The organism is Microvirga sesbaniae (genome assembly GCF_025460805.1).
Lineage (GTDB): Bacteria > Pseudomonadota > Alphaproteobacteria > Rhizobiales > Beijerinckiaceae > Microvirga > Microvirga sesbaniae.
Map to the genome: position 1 here is coordinate 23,150 of NZ_JAMXFJ010000026.1, position 12,443 is coordinate 35,592.

The 12,443-nt window shown below is 60.7% G+C and carries 10 protein-coding genes and 2 pseudogenes; 8 read left to right on the forward strand and 4 right to left on the reverse strand.

Translation table 11 applies throughout. From position 1 onward, the window contains the following. Nucleotides 1–67: 67 nt before the first annotated feature. On the forward strand, nucleotides 68–1,357 hold the full coding sequence (locus OCW50_RS24870) for an L-fuconate dehydratase (protein WP_262299374.1): 1,290 nt from the start codon (nucleotides 68–70) through the stop codon (nucleotides 1,355–1,357). Nucleotides 1,358–1,519: 162 nt separating this feature from the next. Next, entirely contained in the window at nucleotides 1,520–2,554 is a 1,035-nt protein-coding gene (locus OCW50_RS24875) for an aldo/keto reductase (protein ID WP_262299375.1), read from the forward strand. A gap of 127 nt (nucleotides 2,555–2,681) precedes the next feature. Here OCW50_RS24875 and OCW50_RS24880 read toward each other — a convergent pair. Beyond that, a pseudogene (locus OCW50_RS24880) lies at nucleotides 2,682–3,977 on the reverse strand (IS701 family transposase). A gap of 71 nt (nucleotides 3,978–4,048) precedes the next feature. Between OCW50_RS24880 and OCW50_RS24885 the strand changes: the two are divergent. Beyond that, nucleotides 4,049–4,438 (forward strand): annotated as a pseudogene (locus OCW50_RS24885) (alcohol dehydrogenase catalytic domain-containing protein); the annotation flags it as partial. Between the two features lie 205 nt (nucleotides 4,439–4,643). Here OCW50_RS24885 and OCW50_RS24890 read toward each other — a convergent pair. Then, complete coding sequence (locus OCW50_RS24890; RefSeq protein ID WP_262299376.1) at nucleotides 4,644–5,969, reverse strand: aminotransferase-like domain-containing protein; 1,326 nt, start codon at nucleotides 5,967–5,969, stop codon at nucleotides 4,644–4,646. A 103-nt stretch (nucleotides 5,970–6,072) separates the two neighbouring features. Between OCW50_RS24890 and OCW50_RS24895 the strand changes: the two genes are divergently transcribed. The 5 genes from OCW50_RS24895 to OCW50_RS24915 are packed head-to-tail and all read left to right on the forward strand — an operon-like array spanning nucleotide 6,073 to nucleotide 10,930. After that, nucleotides 6,073–7,041 (forward strand): substrate-binding domain-containing protein, encoded by a 969-nt coding sequence (locus OCW50_RS24895; protein ID WP_262299377.1) that lies wholly within the window; start codon nucleotides 6,073–6,075, stop codon nucleotides 7,039–7,041. 52 nt (nucleotides 7,042–7,093) lie between these two features. Further along, entirely contained in the window at nucleotides 7,094–7,984 is an 891-nt protein-coding gene (locus OCW50_RS24900) for an ABC transporter substrate-binding protein (RefSeq protein WP_262299378.1), read from the forward strand. Further along, a complete protein-coding gene (locus OCW50_RS24905; protein ID WP_262299379.1) occupies nucleotides 7,981–8,916 on the forward strand; it encodes an amino acid ABC transporter permease in 936 nt (311 codons plus the stop codon). Before OCW50_RS24900 ends, OCW50_RS24905 begins: the two co-directional genes overlap by 4 nt. Beyond that, nucleotides 8,913–9,692 carry an amino acid ABC transporter ATP-binding protein gene (locus OCW50_RS24910; protein ID WP_262272883.1) on the forward strand — a complete coding sequence of 260 codons (780 nt, stop codon included), beginning with the start codon at nucleotides 8,913–8,915 and terminating at the stop codon, nucleotides 9,690–9,692. Before OCW50_RS24905 ends, OCW50_RS24910 begins: the two co-directional genes overlap by 4 nt. A gap of 56 nt (nucleotides 9,693–9,748) precedes the next feature. Beyond that, nucleotides 9,749–10,930: a M20 aminoacylase family protein gene (locus OCW50_RS24915; protein WP_373371505.1), complete on the forward strand. Its 1,182-nt coding sequence runs from the start codon at nucleotides 9,749–9,751 to the stop codon at nucleotides 10,928–10,930. Between the two features lie 231 nt (nucleotides 10,931–11,161). On the opposite strand, the gene OCW50_RS24920 is transcribed toward OCW50_RS24915, so the two are convergent. Further along, nucleotides 11,162–11,569: a peptidase dimerization domain-containing protein gene (locus OCW50_RS24920; protein ID WP_315974473.1), complete on the reverse strand. Its 408-nt coding sequence runs from the start codon at nucleotides 11,567–11,569 to the stop codon at nucleotides 11,162–11,164. Nucleotides 11,570–11,627: 58 nt separating this feature from the next. Further along, nucleotides 11,628–12,329: an IS6 family transposase gene (locus OCW50_RS24925; RefSeq protein ID WP_262299380.1), complete on the reverse strand. Its 702-nt coding sequence runs from the start codon at nucleotides 12,327–12,329 to the stop codon at nucleotides 11,628–11,630. Nucleotides 12,330–12,443 lie beyond the last annotated feature (114 nt).

Below are 12,443 nucleotides of genomic sequence, written 5' to 3' on the forward strand. Positions count from 1 at the left end.
ACAGACTGCGGCTCCGATACTATCGTGGTTGAGCCGCTTTGACCCTCCGGTCCCGAGGAGGCCTGCCGTGACCCGCATCACTGATCTCAAGACCTTCGACCTGCGCTTCCCCACCTCTCAGCATCTCGACGGCTCGGATGCGATGAACCCGGATCCGGACTATTCCGCTGCCTATGTGGTGCTCACGACCGACCACCCGGACTTGGCAGGTCACGGACTTACCTTCACGATCGGGCGCGGCAACGACATCTGCTGTGCCGCCATCGAGGCCATGCGCCACCTCGTGGTAGGGCTCGATTTCGAGTGGGTCAAGGACGACCCCGGCCGGTTCTGGCGCCATGTCACCGGCGACAGCCAGCTGCGCTGGATCGGGCCGGACAAAGGCGCCATCCACCTTGCTACGGGCGCCGTGGTCAATGCCGTCTGGGACCTCTGGGCGAAAGAAGCCGGCAAGCCGGTCTGGGAGCTGGTCGCCGACATGAGCCCTGAGGAGCTCGTCCGAGTGATCGACTTTCGCTATCTCACCGATGCGGTCAGACCCGAGGAAGCGCTGGAGATCTTCCAACGGGCCGCTGTCGGCAAGGCCGAGCGAAAGGTAATCCTGCAACGGGAGGGTTATGCCTGCTACACCACATCGGCCGGCTGGCTCGGCTACAGCGACGAGAAGCTCTCCCGGCTGGCGTCCGAGGCGGTTGCGGCAGGGTTCCGCCACATCAAGATGAAGGTGGGCCGGGATCTTGAGGACGACATCCGCCGCCTGCGCATCTGCCGTGAAGCCATTGGTCCCGACGTGAAGATCATGATCGATGCCAATCAGGTGTGGGAGGTCGAACAGGCTATCGACTGGATTCGGAAACTGCAATTCGCCGAGCCCTACTTCATCGAGGAGCCGACCAGTCCGGACGATGTGGAAGGCCACCGCAAGATCCGCGAGGCCGTTGCGCCCGTGATGGTTGCAACCGGCGAGATGTGCCAGAACCGCATCCTGTTCAAACAGTTCATCACGCGCAGTGCCATCGACATCGTGCAGATCGATGCCTGCCGGATTGGCGGTTTGAACGAGGTGCTGGCAGTTCTGCTCATGGCCGCGAAGTTCGACCTTCCGGTCTGGCCGCATGCCGGGGGGGTTGGCCTGTGCGAGTATGTCCAGCACCTCTCGATGATCGATTATCTGTGCGTATCCGGCACCAAGGACGGGCGGGTGATCGAGTATGTGGACCATCTGCACGAGCACTTCGTCGATCCCTGCGTGATCCGGGATGCGGCTTACATGCCGCCTCAGCGACCGGGCTTTTCCATCGAGATGAAACAGTTTTCAATTCGGCAGCATCTCTTCCATGGATCTGCTGCTGAGTAGCAAAGTGCCTGGTCAGTAATCTGAATTCCGAAGCATGCTTGGGCTTGGACCCCAAGAGCCGATTGCATGGTGTAATCTAAGCCTTAGGCCGCATTCAGTCGGTTCACAGCCCCTTCAGAGCTACATAATTGCAGGCAAGCTGACTGGTGCGACGTTGGTTGCATGCGGCTGGCTCTTGGCCCAACATCCTCGACATTCAATCCTTCGGAGGAAAAAGATATGCGAGAACCCGGCGCAATCACAGTTGCCTTAGGCCGGACCGATCTCTCGGTTTCGAAGCTCTGTTTCGGTACCTCAGCGCTTGGAGACATGCCGGATACCTATGGCTATGGGGTTGATGAACACAGGGCCAAGGAGACCATCCGGGCGATCTTCGCCGGGCCAGTGAACTTCCTCGACACCTCTCGGAACTACGGACTCGGCCGCAGCGAAGAAAGGATCGGCGCCGTGATCCGCGAGCGGGGTGGACTTCCCGCCGGGTTCGTTGTGTCGACCAAGCTTGATCGGGATCCGGATACGGGCCGGTTCGATGCGGCTCAGGCGCGCCGCTCTCTTGAGGAGAGCCTCGCAGCTCTAGGCCTGGATCAGGTCCACCTGCTGCACCTTCACGATCCTGAACATGCAGCTTCTTTGGACGAGATTACGAGTCCCAATGGTGCTCTAAGCGAGTTGTTCAAGATGCGGGATGAAGGGCTAGCGACGGCGGTCGGCTTGGCGGCGGGCCGTGTCGACGTGATGATGCCGCTCCTGCGCGACTGGGACTTCAACGCGCTCATCACCCACAATCGCTACACTCTCGTCAATCGAAACGCGGAGCCGATGATCGACTTTGCGAATGCCAAAGGGATCGCAGTTCTGAACGCGGCACCCTACGGCAGCGGAGTTCTCGCCAAAGGCTCGGACCAGTATGCCCGCTACGCCTATCAGGACGCGACCGGCGATCGTCTCGCGCCCATCCACCGCCTCGAAGCGGCCAGTCGCCAGCACAATATCCCGCTTGGCGCTCTCGCGCTGCAATTCTCCATGAAAGACCCACGAATTACCTCGACGATCTGCGGGGTCAGTCGGCCGGAGCGTGTCGCGCAGACCCTCGAATGGGCAGAATGGCCCATTCCGGAACACGTCTGGAGTGAGTTGTCGTCGGTGCCGGTCACGACGGAAGACCCGGAAGCGACCCGTCACTACAAGCTTGGGTGATCCGCCCGGTTGCAGCAACTTGGGAAGGTTACAGCAGGCTGGTCCGAACGAGCCACTCAGGCAACAAGACCGGAGAGCTGATTGACGACACGCATTTCGCCTGGCGCTCTATTACTACAGCCGGGATTTACGTCGGCGGCGGGTGCGTTTGCGCCAGTGACATTCTCGTGCCCGCTGCTGGTGGCGCCGACGCCACAGCGACCAGTGCTCGACGGCCTCAAGCGAAGGCGGCCTCTCGCACACCAGGTGCCAGAGCAGCCGTCGCACCTCCGGTACGGTGAACGGCAGCAACCCCGCGGCCTGCCCGACGGGGGGCTCTCCCCCCGATGGCGTGCCGGCGCACGATGGTCAGATAGGCATGCGCCAGCATGGATAAGGTGATGTGCCGATGCCAGCCCGTCCACGAGCGCACCTCGTACTCATCCAACCCGGTCTCGCCCTTGGCCTCCTCAAAGCAGCTCTCAATCCGCCAGCGCTGGCCGGCCACTCGCACCAACTCGGCCAGTGACGTCTCCTCGGGCGAACGGGTGAGATAGAACGTGAACTGATGCGGTCGGCCCTTCTTGCGCCGGATCAGCAGGCCAGTCTTCCAGCCCGGCACCGGCGGCGTGCGGTAGGGCAGATAGGCCCAGTCATACAGCCGCGGCCCCTTGGCCCCGTCGCCGGCACTCAGGCGTTTCCACCCTCGAGCTGGCACATCCTCGAGCCAATCCTCGACAGGCTTGAACCCGAGCCGCTGAGCCGAGGTCACCGCCAGCACGTAGCCGCGCCTGTGCGCCTCGATCAGCCGTCGCGTCTGATGGTCGGCGCCGTACACGCAGTCGCCCACCACCCACCGGCACGGCACGCCGGCCTCGAACGCGCGCTTGAGCATCGCCTGTCCGAGCTTCGGCTTGGTGGTGAAGCTCATACTCTCTGGAACGCCTGCTTCCGCACGGCGTGCGGCATCGAAGGCCCAGGTCTCGGGCAGGTACAGCGCCCGGTCGATCAGCGCATGCCCATGCCGGCTGGCATAGGCGAGAAACACCCCGATCTGGCAGTTCTCGATGCGGCCAGCAGTGCCGGAGTACTGGCGTTTGACGCCGGCCGACTTGTCACCCTTCTTCACAAAGCCGGTCTCGTCGAGCACGAGCACAGCGTCGGGATCGCCCAGGTGCTCGACCACATAGGCCTGCAGGTCGTCACGCACCGCATTGGCATCCCAGTGCATGCGGGCGAGGAAATCCTGCACGCCATCTGGCGTCATGTCGCCGGCGGCTTCCGCCAAATGCCAGCCGTTCTTGCGCTCCAGCGGCGAGAGCAGGCCTTGCAGATAGGCTCTGGCCCGTCGGCGCGGCTCGATGCGGCCAAACCGGGGAGCAATGCGCGAGCAGAGTTCGTCCAACTGATCGGCCCAGCGGTGGGCCTCGCTTGCGTGCGTCATGGCGTGACACCTCCGTGTCTAAGACAACGCACAAACCCGGCTGTAGTACTATAGCATCGTGCGGTGGTCCAGATCTGGTCGACGTCGGGTGCATTGTCGATAGCTGCAAGCGATGCGACGATTGCAGCGAAGGATTGGAAAACTACTGCAACCACATGGTCGGCACCTATAACGGCCCCACGCCTGATGCACCCGGTCACACGCTGGGAGGCTACTCGCAGCAGATCGTGGTGCACGAACGCTACGTGCTGCGCATCAGTCACTCCGCGGAGCAATTAGCTGCCGTCGCGCCGCTTCTGTGCGCCGGGATCACCGCCTACTCACCCCTGAGGCACTGGAACGTGGGTTCCGGCCACAAGGTGGGCGTGGTCGGCATCGGCGGCCTGGGTCATATGGACATCAAGCTCGCGCACGCAATGGGCGCGCATGAGGTCGTTATCTCCCGCAATGCCGAAGAGATGGCAGCTATAACCTACGACGGGACACCCCTGTCGATCAGGTTCGCCGCCAGTGACATGCACTGTTAACGTCGGCAATGGCTTAAAGAGTAACGAACACAAAGTGAAATGAACGTCGGCTCACCGCCTAATGAACTGATTAAAAGCGCTTCTTCCGAGATGCACCGCTAACAGCCCTTTCACGACAGTGTTGTCACCCGGAGTTTCCTCACAGGCCGGCTGCTAATGTGATTGAATCCGCGACCTGCTCATAGCGATCCGATAATGTGGCAGTCGCGACGCGCAAGTAGCGTGTTGGCAGGATGGCGAACTTTGCACCGGGATGGACCGCAATTCCGTGGGCGGCGAGTGTCACCATGGCGAATGGCTCCGAGGCCACGGGAACCCAGGCGCACAGCCCCGATCCATGCGTGGCGGGAACTCCTCTGAATTGCAAAGCGCTGACCAAATTGTCGCGCCGGTTTTGGTAAACCGCTCGAGCTTGATCAACCAAAGCCTGCGTCCCCGGATCACGCAATAGCCAAGCGGTGGCTGCTTGAAGAATGCGGCTCGTCCACCCAGCACTGAAGCTTCGATAGGATTGGATTTGGTCGACAATGGCTCGAGTGCTCGAGAGGACGGCAAGCCGCAAGTCAGGCCCATGGGTCTTCGAGAACGATAGAATATGGATGACCCGGCTGGGAAAGTGTTCACCGAGGGAATGACGCGCCGCCGCCGAAATGTCCCCGGTTCCATCGTCTTCGACAATCAGCGTGTCGCTGTCCCGCAGCACCTCGGCGAGAGCTTCAAGGCGCTTTCGACTGACGCTCTGGCCAGTGACGGAATGGAGTCGCGGCTGGAAAATGAAGGCAACGGGTTTGGACTTCAGCGCCGCCGCGAGCGCCGGCGGCAATGGTCCTTCGCTGTCGCACTGAACTGGAATGATACGTACGCCTCGGTCCTCCAGAATATCGAGGAGACGCATGCCGGTCGGGTCCTCGATTGCGACCGAAGCACCCGGCGGCAACAGAGCATGAACCAGCGTATAGACTGCATTGTAGCCGCCGTTTGTGGCCAAGAACGCTTCCGGCTCGTAAGGCCAGATCTTTCTGACCTCATGCTCCAGCTCCGGTACGATGCGGTTGCGCTCATAGCTATTGAGGTTCTCTGCCGAGGCGCCATAGGCCATGGCTTCGGCGAGCGGCGGCAGCAGGCGAGGGTCAGGCACGGCTGCAGTCAAGTTCAGAATGCCCTCGCCATAATTGCCGGAGCTTCCCAGGCGATGCGGTTTAGCGATGAAACGGTCACCGCTGATCCAGGTGCCGGTTCGACCCCGCCCGCTGATGATTTTTTGACGGCGCAGCTCGCTCCAAGCCTCCGAAATAGTCGCAGGGCTCACTCCCAGGACAAATGCGAGATCACGAATTGGGGGCAACTTTGTACCGACAGGAAGTGCTCCGGCGCGGATCAGAGCTCTGGTTTCAAGCGCAATTCCGCGAATGGTCCTGTCCGTGAGATTCTTCGCGAACCACTGAGCGTCTCTGTTATCAGTCATGCTGCGCCAAACTTTTAATGTTCAATAACATAAAACCGTTTGATCAGAAGAATATGAACATTTTAGATAATTGGAAAGACAAGTTTGTTGTAGGTGAATGTTGATGCCGCTGACCCTTCGTCTCGCCCTCCGTGATTGGGACTACATGACCCCTCTCGTGCTGGGCGACGTCCGATCGCCACGCCTCGATGTAAGGGTTGATCGCGTTGGGACTCTTATCTCGAACGTTGCGCTCGACCCTGCGTACGAAGCTGCCGAGATGTCCTTCAGCCGCTACTCGCAACTCCGGCACGATGGCGATGACAGTGTTGTCGGCATGCCAAACTTCATCATGCGCGGCTTCCGCCATCGGTGCATCATCACGACAAAGGGTAGCTCCATCCGCAGGCTCTTGGATCTTGCTGGCAAGAAGATCGGGGTGACCGGCTGGCGGGATTCCGGCAATACTTGGACCCGCGCCGCTATCCGCCGCGAAGGCGTCGGGATTGAGGATGCCGTGTGGTATGCGGGGCGATTGACGGAAGCTCATCCTATCACGGACCGCCTTGACGGCTTCGGTCGCCCAGGTCGCATTGAGGCCGCTCCTGGCGAACGGCCTATGGTCGAGCTTTTGAAGGATGGTGGCCTCGACGCTGTCCTCACGCCCTTCATGCCGCCGGGGTTCTTCGATGAGGACTCTCCCTTCCGCCAAGTGCTTGACGATTTCAGAGCAACCGAGGTCTCGTACTTCCGTGATGTTGGCTACGTGCCCGGAATGCATCTGATCGGCTTTAAGGCCGAGTTCGTGCACGAACATCCCTGGGTCATGGACGAGCTCAACGAGCTCATTGATGCCTCCCAGCGCATGTGGCTGCAGAAGCGCGAGAAATATGCGGACACGACACCCTGGATGATCGACGAACTTCGTCGCTGCGCCACCGATTTGCCCCCCTCCTGGAATATCAGTGGACTTGAGGCGAACGAGAAAATGATCGGCGACTTCGCGACTGAGCTCTACGAGCAGAAAATTCTGCAGCGCCTGCTGACGCCTGCGGAACTCTTCCCCTGGCATGCAAAGAACGGCCTTTCATAAGCCCTACCCGAACCTTGGGGCGTTTTCCTAGAACGATAAGAGGGAACAGGATATGCATTCAAAATTGATCGCTTCCGCTACTATCGCTGCCGTGATGTTTGCAGGCCCAGTCCTCGCCCAAGAGGCTGCCATTCCCAAGCAAACTGTCAATGAACAGCTACGGGCGCGTCTACCGGAAAGCATTCGTGCTGAAGGCAAGATGATCTCGGTCAACAATGGCTCATTTCCTCCTTACGAAATCGTAACGGGCACCGAGATGACGGGCGCGAGCGACGATTTGACAGAAGCCATCGGCCAGGTTCTCGGTATTAAGATCGAGCATGCCACGGTCGGTGGGCTCCCAGCTCTGCTCGCCGGCGTCAATTCCGGACGCTATCAGTTCGCATTCGGTCCCGTCGGCGACTTCAAGAGCCGCGAGGAGGCCAACGACTTCGTCGACTGGGTTCAGGAGTTCGTCGTCTTCTCCGTTCAAAAGGGTAATCCGAAGAACATCACCTCGCTGGACACTGCATGCGGCAATCGGATTGCTGTCATGGCCGGTGGCTCGGCCGAACGCGTGATCCAATCCCAGGCGGAGAAGTGCAAGGCCGATGGTAAGGAAGCGATTACGGTACAATCCTATACCGACCAGCCGAGCTCAATCTTGGCTGTCCGCTCGAAGCGCGCTGATGCCTTCTTCTCCTCCCAAGCGCCTCTCACCTACTTCGTCTCTCAGGCGAATGGTCAGCTCGAATTGACAGGTGTAGGCCAGAAGAATGGCTTCGAAGATCTCTATCAAGGTGCCGTCGTGCCAAAGGGCTCTCCGCTCGGTCCCCTGCTCCTCGATACAATTAAAGTGTTGATGGACAACGGGACCTATGCGGCGATCATGAAAAAATGGGGCCTTGAGAACAACATGCTCAAGGAGCCCGGCATCAATCTCGGTGGGGTTCTTCCGAAATGAGCCGGATTTATTTAACGAGCGCATCACCGGAAGGCGACGCGCCCTTCCGGGACGTGGCGACGGCACACTCGCCCTTCCGCACAGGGCGCCTGATCCTCTGGATCGTCATCCTCATCGTTGCCGTGGATTTCGCGTGGATCGTCGCGCATAACGAGAACTTCGGCTGGCCCGTTGTCGCCGCCTATTTTTTCGATCCGACGGTGATCAGCGGCCTCTATGTAAGCCTTGGATTGACCGTCGTCGCCATGGCGCTCGGCACAATACTCGGGCTAGGCCTTGCCATCGCGCGTATGTCCAAGGATGGCCTGGCGAACACGTTCGCGGCACTATTCATCTGGTTCTTCCGCGGCACGCCGCTCCTCGTGCAGCTGATCTTCTGGTACAATCTCTCGACCCTGTTCCCGCAGCTCTCAATCTCGGTTCCCTTCGGTCCGACCCTCGCAAGCTGGGACACAAATTCGGTGATCACGCCTATGACGGCCGCGATCGTCGGATTGGCGCTCAACGAGGCGGCCTACATGGCGGAGATCATACGGGGAGGTCTTCTGTCGGTTGATCGCGGTCAGACCGAGACGGCCGAGGCGTTTGGCATGACGAGGGCGCGAGCCCTTTGGCGCATCATCATTCCGCAGGCCATGCGTTCGATCGTGCCGCCGACCGGCAACCAGCTCATCAGCATGATCAAGGCGACCTCCCTGGTGAGCGTGATCGCGATGGCCGATCTGCTCTACTCTGTGCAATCCATCTACAACCGCACCTTCGAGATCATCCCGATGCTTCTCGTGGCCGTCATCTGGTATCTCCTCATCACCTCGATCCTCAATGTCGGACAGAGCTACATCGAGGCCTATTACGGCCGGAGCGACCGCCGAACAAGAGCCGCCGAGAAGCCGGCTCTCGCCGGCGCCGCCGTTCAGGAGGCAACCCATTGACTGCGCTCCAGACCGTGAATCCTCTCGTCCAGGTCCGTGACGTTCACAAGTCATTCGACCAGCTCGAAGTGCTGAGGGGCATCGATCTCGATATCGCCCCGGGCGAGGTTGTCGTGATCCTCGGCCCGTCGGGCTCCGGGAAATCGACGCTCCTGCGCTGCATCAACCACCTGGAATCCATCAACAAGGGCTTCATCGCGGTGGATGGCGAGCAGATCGGCTACCGGCTCCGCAAGAATCGTTTGGAAAAGCTCTCAGCAAACGGTATCGCTCGCCAGCGCCGCAAGATTGGCATGGTATTCCAGCAGTTCAATCTCTACCCGCATATGACGGTGCTGCAGAACATCATCGAGGCGCCCGTGGGCGTCCACGGCGAAAGCCGTCAGGAGGCCACCCGGAACGCCCTGACGCTCCTGGAGCGGGTCGGCCTGTCGGAGAAGGCCGGCAGTTATCCCCGCCAGCTGTCGGGCGGCCAGCAGCAGCGCGTCGCGATTGCCCGCGCTCTGGCGATCAAGCCGAAACTGATGCTGTTCGACGAGCCGACATCGGCGCTCGATCCCGAATTGGTGGGCGAAGTGCTGGCGGCCATGCGCGATCTCGCCAAGCAGGGTCTGACCATGATCGTCGTCACGCATGAGATCAGCTTTGCGCGCGAGGCGGCCGACCGGGTGGTGTTCATGGACGGTGGCAAGGTCGTCGAGATGGGCCGCCCTGAAGATGTGATCGGCAACCCACAGCATCCCCGCACGAAGTCCTTCCTGTCCCGCTTTCTGTAAGCGCTGGCAGGCCGCCTTTCCTCGAAGCCATTCATTTACCGCATCGCGATCAAATCATGCTTAACGACAACGTTTTCGCCAGAGTCTCCGATTTCGAAGCCATGGAAGCGGAGCTCACCGGCATCCGCCGTCATCTCCACGCCAATCCGGAACTCTCCTACGAGGAGGTGGAAACGGCGCGTTTCGTCGCCGAGAAGCTGGAGAGCTGGGGCTACGAGGTCACTCGCAACGTCGGTGGCCACGGCGTTGTCGCGCGTCTCAGCGCCGGCACTGGGAAGAAGGGGATTGCTATCCGTGCCGACATGGATGCGCTTCCCATCGCGGAAGAGACCGGCTTGACCTATGCCAGTCGAGGCCCCGGCAAGATGCATGCCTGTGGTCATGACGGACACACGACAGTGCTGCTGGGCGCGGCCGAGTATCTTGCCCGCACCCGCCGCTTTGACGGGACCGTCACCCTGATCTTCCAGCCGGCTGAGGAGGGCGGCAAGCCCAGCGGCGCTCAGGCCATGATCGCCGACGGTCTGTTTCAACGCTTTCCGTTCGACGCGATCTTCGGCCTGCACAACCATCCCGGCGCGCCGGAAGGCAACATCCTTCTGCGCTCCGGTCCGATGATGGCCTCGGCCGATACCGTCCACATCACCATCAGGGGTGTTGGCGGCCATGCCTCGCGCCCCCATCTGACCGTTGATCCCGTGGTGATCGCCTGCAATCTCGTCGTCTCGCTTCAGACCATCGTGTCGCGCAATGTCGATCCGACCCAGACTGCCGTCGTGACCGTCGGGACAATTCATGCGGGCAGCGCGGTCAACGTGATCCCGGAATCCTCGAAGCTCGCGCTCAGCGTGCGCTCCTTCGATCCAAAGGTTCGCGATCTGCTGCAGGCGCGGATCGTGACGCTCACGAAATCTGTCGTCGAGGGCCACGGCGCCACCGTTGAGATCGATTACCAGCGCGGATATCCGGTCGTCGTCAATTCCGAGGCGGAGACGGCCTTCGCGCGCGAGGTCGCTGAGGAACTGATCGGACCGGAACGGGTCTCGACCTGCCACCTCATTCCGGGAAGCGAGGATTTCGCCTTTTTCCTCGAACGTAAGCCTGGAAGCTTCCTGCGCCTCGGCAACGGGCTCGATTCCGCAATTCTGCATAGCTCAAAATACGACTTCGCTGACGGGAGCTTGACCACCGGAGCCGCGCTTTGGGCTCGCCTAGTAGAGCGCTATCTCGCCTCATAGTCTTCTCGGCAAATTTTGCTTCTGCCACGAGCCTATGATCTGTGCCGGTTCCGTCAACGATGTGTCGCGCGGCGTCAGCGGCGGTAGGACGTCCGGTCATTGGCACCAATCCTCGATAATCCGGCCATAGGCCTCGACGGCTTGGTCGATGCGCGAGGTGAAGTAGGTCGCCGCCTGCGGCATGGGCATCGCTCCAAGGAGCGGCGCCATGATCTCGAAGACCCGCTGGATTCACGGGTCGCTGGGATCGGTCCAGACGGCAGGCACGTCGATGATCGGCGAGATCACCATCTCATCGCCCAGAAAGGTCCCCACCATTTCGCGCACAGCGGCATGCGCTTGACCCGGCAGGGTGAGAGTATTGTGGCTCACCTCGGCGCGGTCGGGAGCCGAGTTGGTGTTCAATCCGCCGTGGAAGGTACCAATGTTCAACGTCGGCCCGCCCAACACCTTGTGTCGCTGCACGTTGAAGTCAAAGTCCGTCAGCCTCGCGACCGCGTGCGCTGCTTTGATGACGGCGTTGTCGCCCTTCTCTGGCATCGAGCCGTGAGCGGTCACGCCCCGTGCAACGGCTCGATGCCACAAGGCTCCCTTATGACCGATGAGCGGGGCGTTGGATGTTGGCTCGGCGACGATCAGGGCTTGTCACGCAAACTGAAGTTGGATGAGTTGAGGCAAACTTTGCCGCCTGAGGGGCTCAACCGGCAACGCAGGCTGCAGCGTTCCACGCCGCCATGGCGTCGAGGCGGTGAAAATGGATCGCAAGAGCAGAGCGGCGGGAGCCGTGTGGAACGAACAGATTGCGAGCAGCCGAGAAGACGCTGGCGAACCGCTGCAGGCCTCCGGTTGATCGAAAGCCCTGCATTACCCGCTCTCGCCGGCGCAACGGCAGATGTGAATTCTCCGCCTGATTGTTAAGTCCCTTGTGCGAGCGGTGTTCTACCGACGGCATGACCTGACGATGGGCGGCAGCGTAAGAGCCGAGCTTGTCGGTGATCAGCCGCCTGGGCGCATGTCGCTGCCTCTTCAACAGGCGTCTCAACAAGCGCTTGGCGGCCTTGGTATCGCGCCGGCTCTGGACGATCTCGTCGAGCATATAACCGACTTGGTCGACTGCCCGCCACAGCCAGTGCTTCTGACCTGCTATGGTGATCACAACTTCATCAAGATGCCAGATATCGTGACGGCTCGGCGTCCTGCGCTTGAGGCGGCGGGAATAAACTGGGCCGAACTTCAGGGCCCACGTGCCGACCGTCTCGTAGGAGACGACAATGCCGCGCTCGAGGAGCTTCTCCTCCGCCAGCCGTAAGCTCAGGAGAAACCGGAAGTACAGCCAAACGGCATGGGCGATGATCTGAGGTGCGAACCGGTGGCGCTTGTAACTGACGGGATTGGGCATGCGCCACTCTTAAGCTACAAGCCTCTGATCAAGAGTTACCGTGACATCGCCGCGGAGCCGACGGCTTTCTTAGGGATGGTCGAACGAGAACTCAGACCAGGGATCAGCGCCAAA

Bases quoted from the DNA above. Each gene is read 5' to 3' on its own strand.
- OCW50_RS24895 (WP_262299377.1), top strand. From the start codon at position 6,073: ATGCCGCTGACCCTTCGTCTCGCCCTCCGTGATTGGGACTACATGACC.
- OCW50_RS24900 (WP_262299378.1), top strand. From the start codon at position 7,094: ATGCATTCAAAATTGATCGCTTCCGCTACTATCGCTGCCGTGATGTTT.
- OCW50_RS24925 (WP_262299380.1), bottom strand. From the start codon at position 12,329: ATGCCCAATCCCGTCAGTTACAAGCGCCACCGGTTCGCACCTCAGATC.
- OCW50_RS24915 (WP_373371505.1), top strand. From the start codon at position 9,749: ATGCTTAACGACAACGTTTTCGCCAGAGTCTCCGATTTCGAAGCCATG.
- OCW50_RS24890 (WP_262299376.1), bottom strand. From the start codon at position 5,969: ATGACTGATAACAGAGACGCTCAGTGGTTCGCGAAGAATCTCACGGAC.
- OCW50_RS24875 (WP_262299375.1), top strand. From the start codon at position 1,520: ATGCGGCTGGCTCTTGGCCCAACATCCTCGACATTCAATCCTTCGGAG.
- OCW50_RS24905 (WP_262299379.1), top strand. From the start codon at position 7,981: ATGAGCCGGATTTATTTAACGAGCGCATCACCGGAAGGCGACGCGCCC.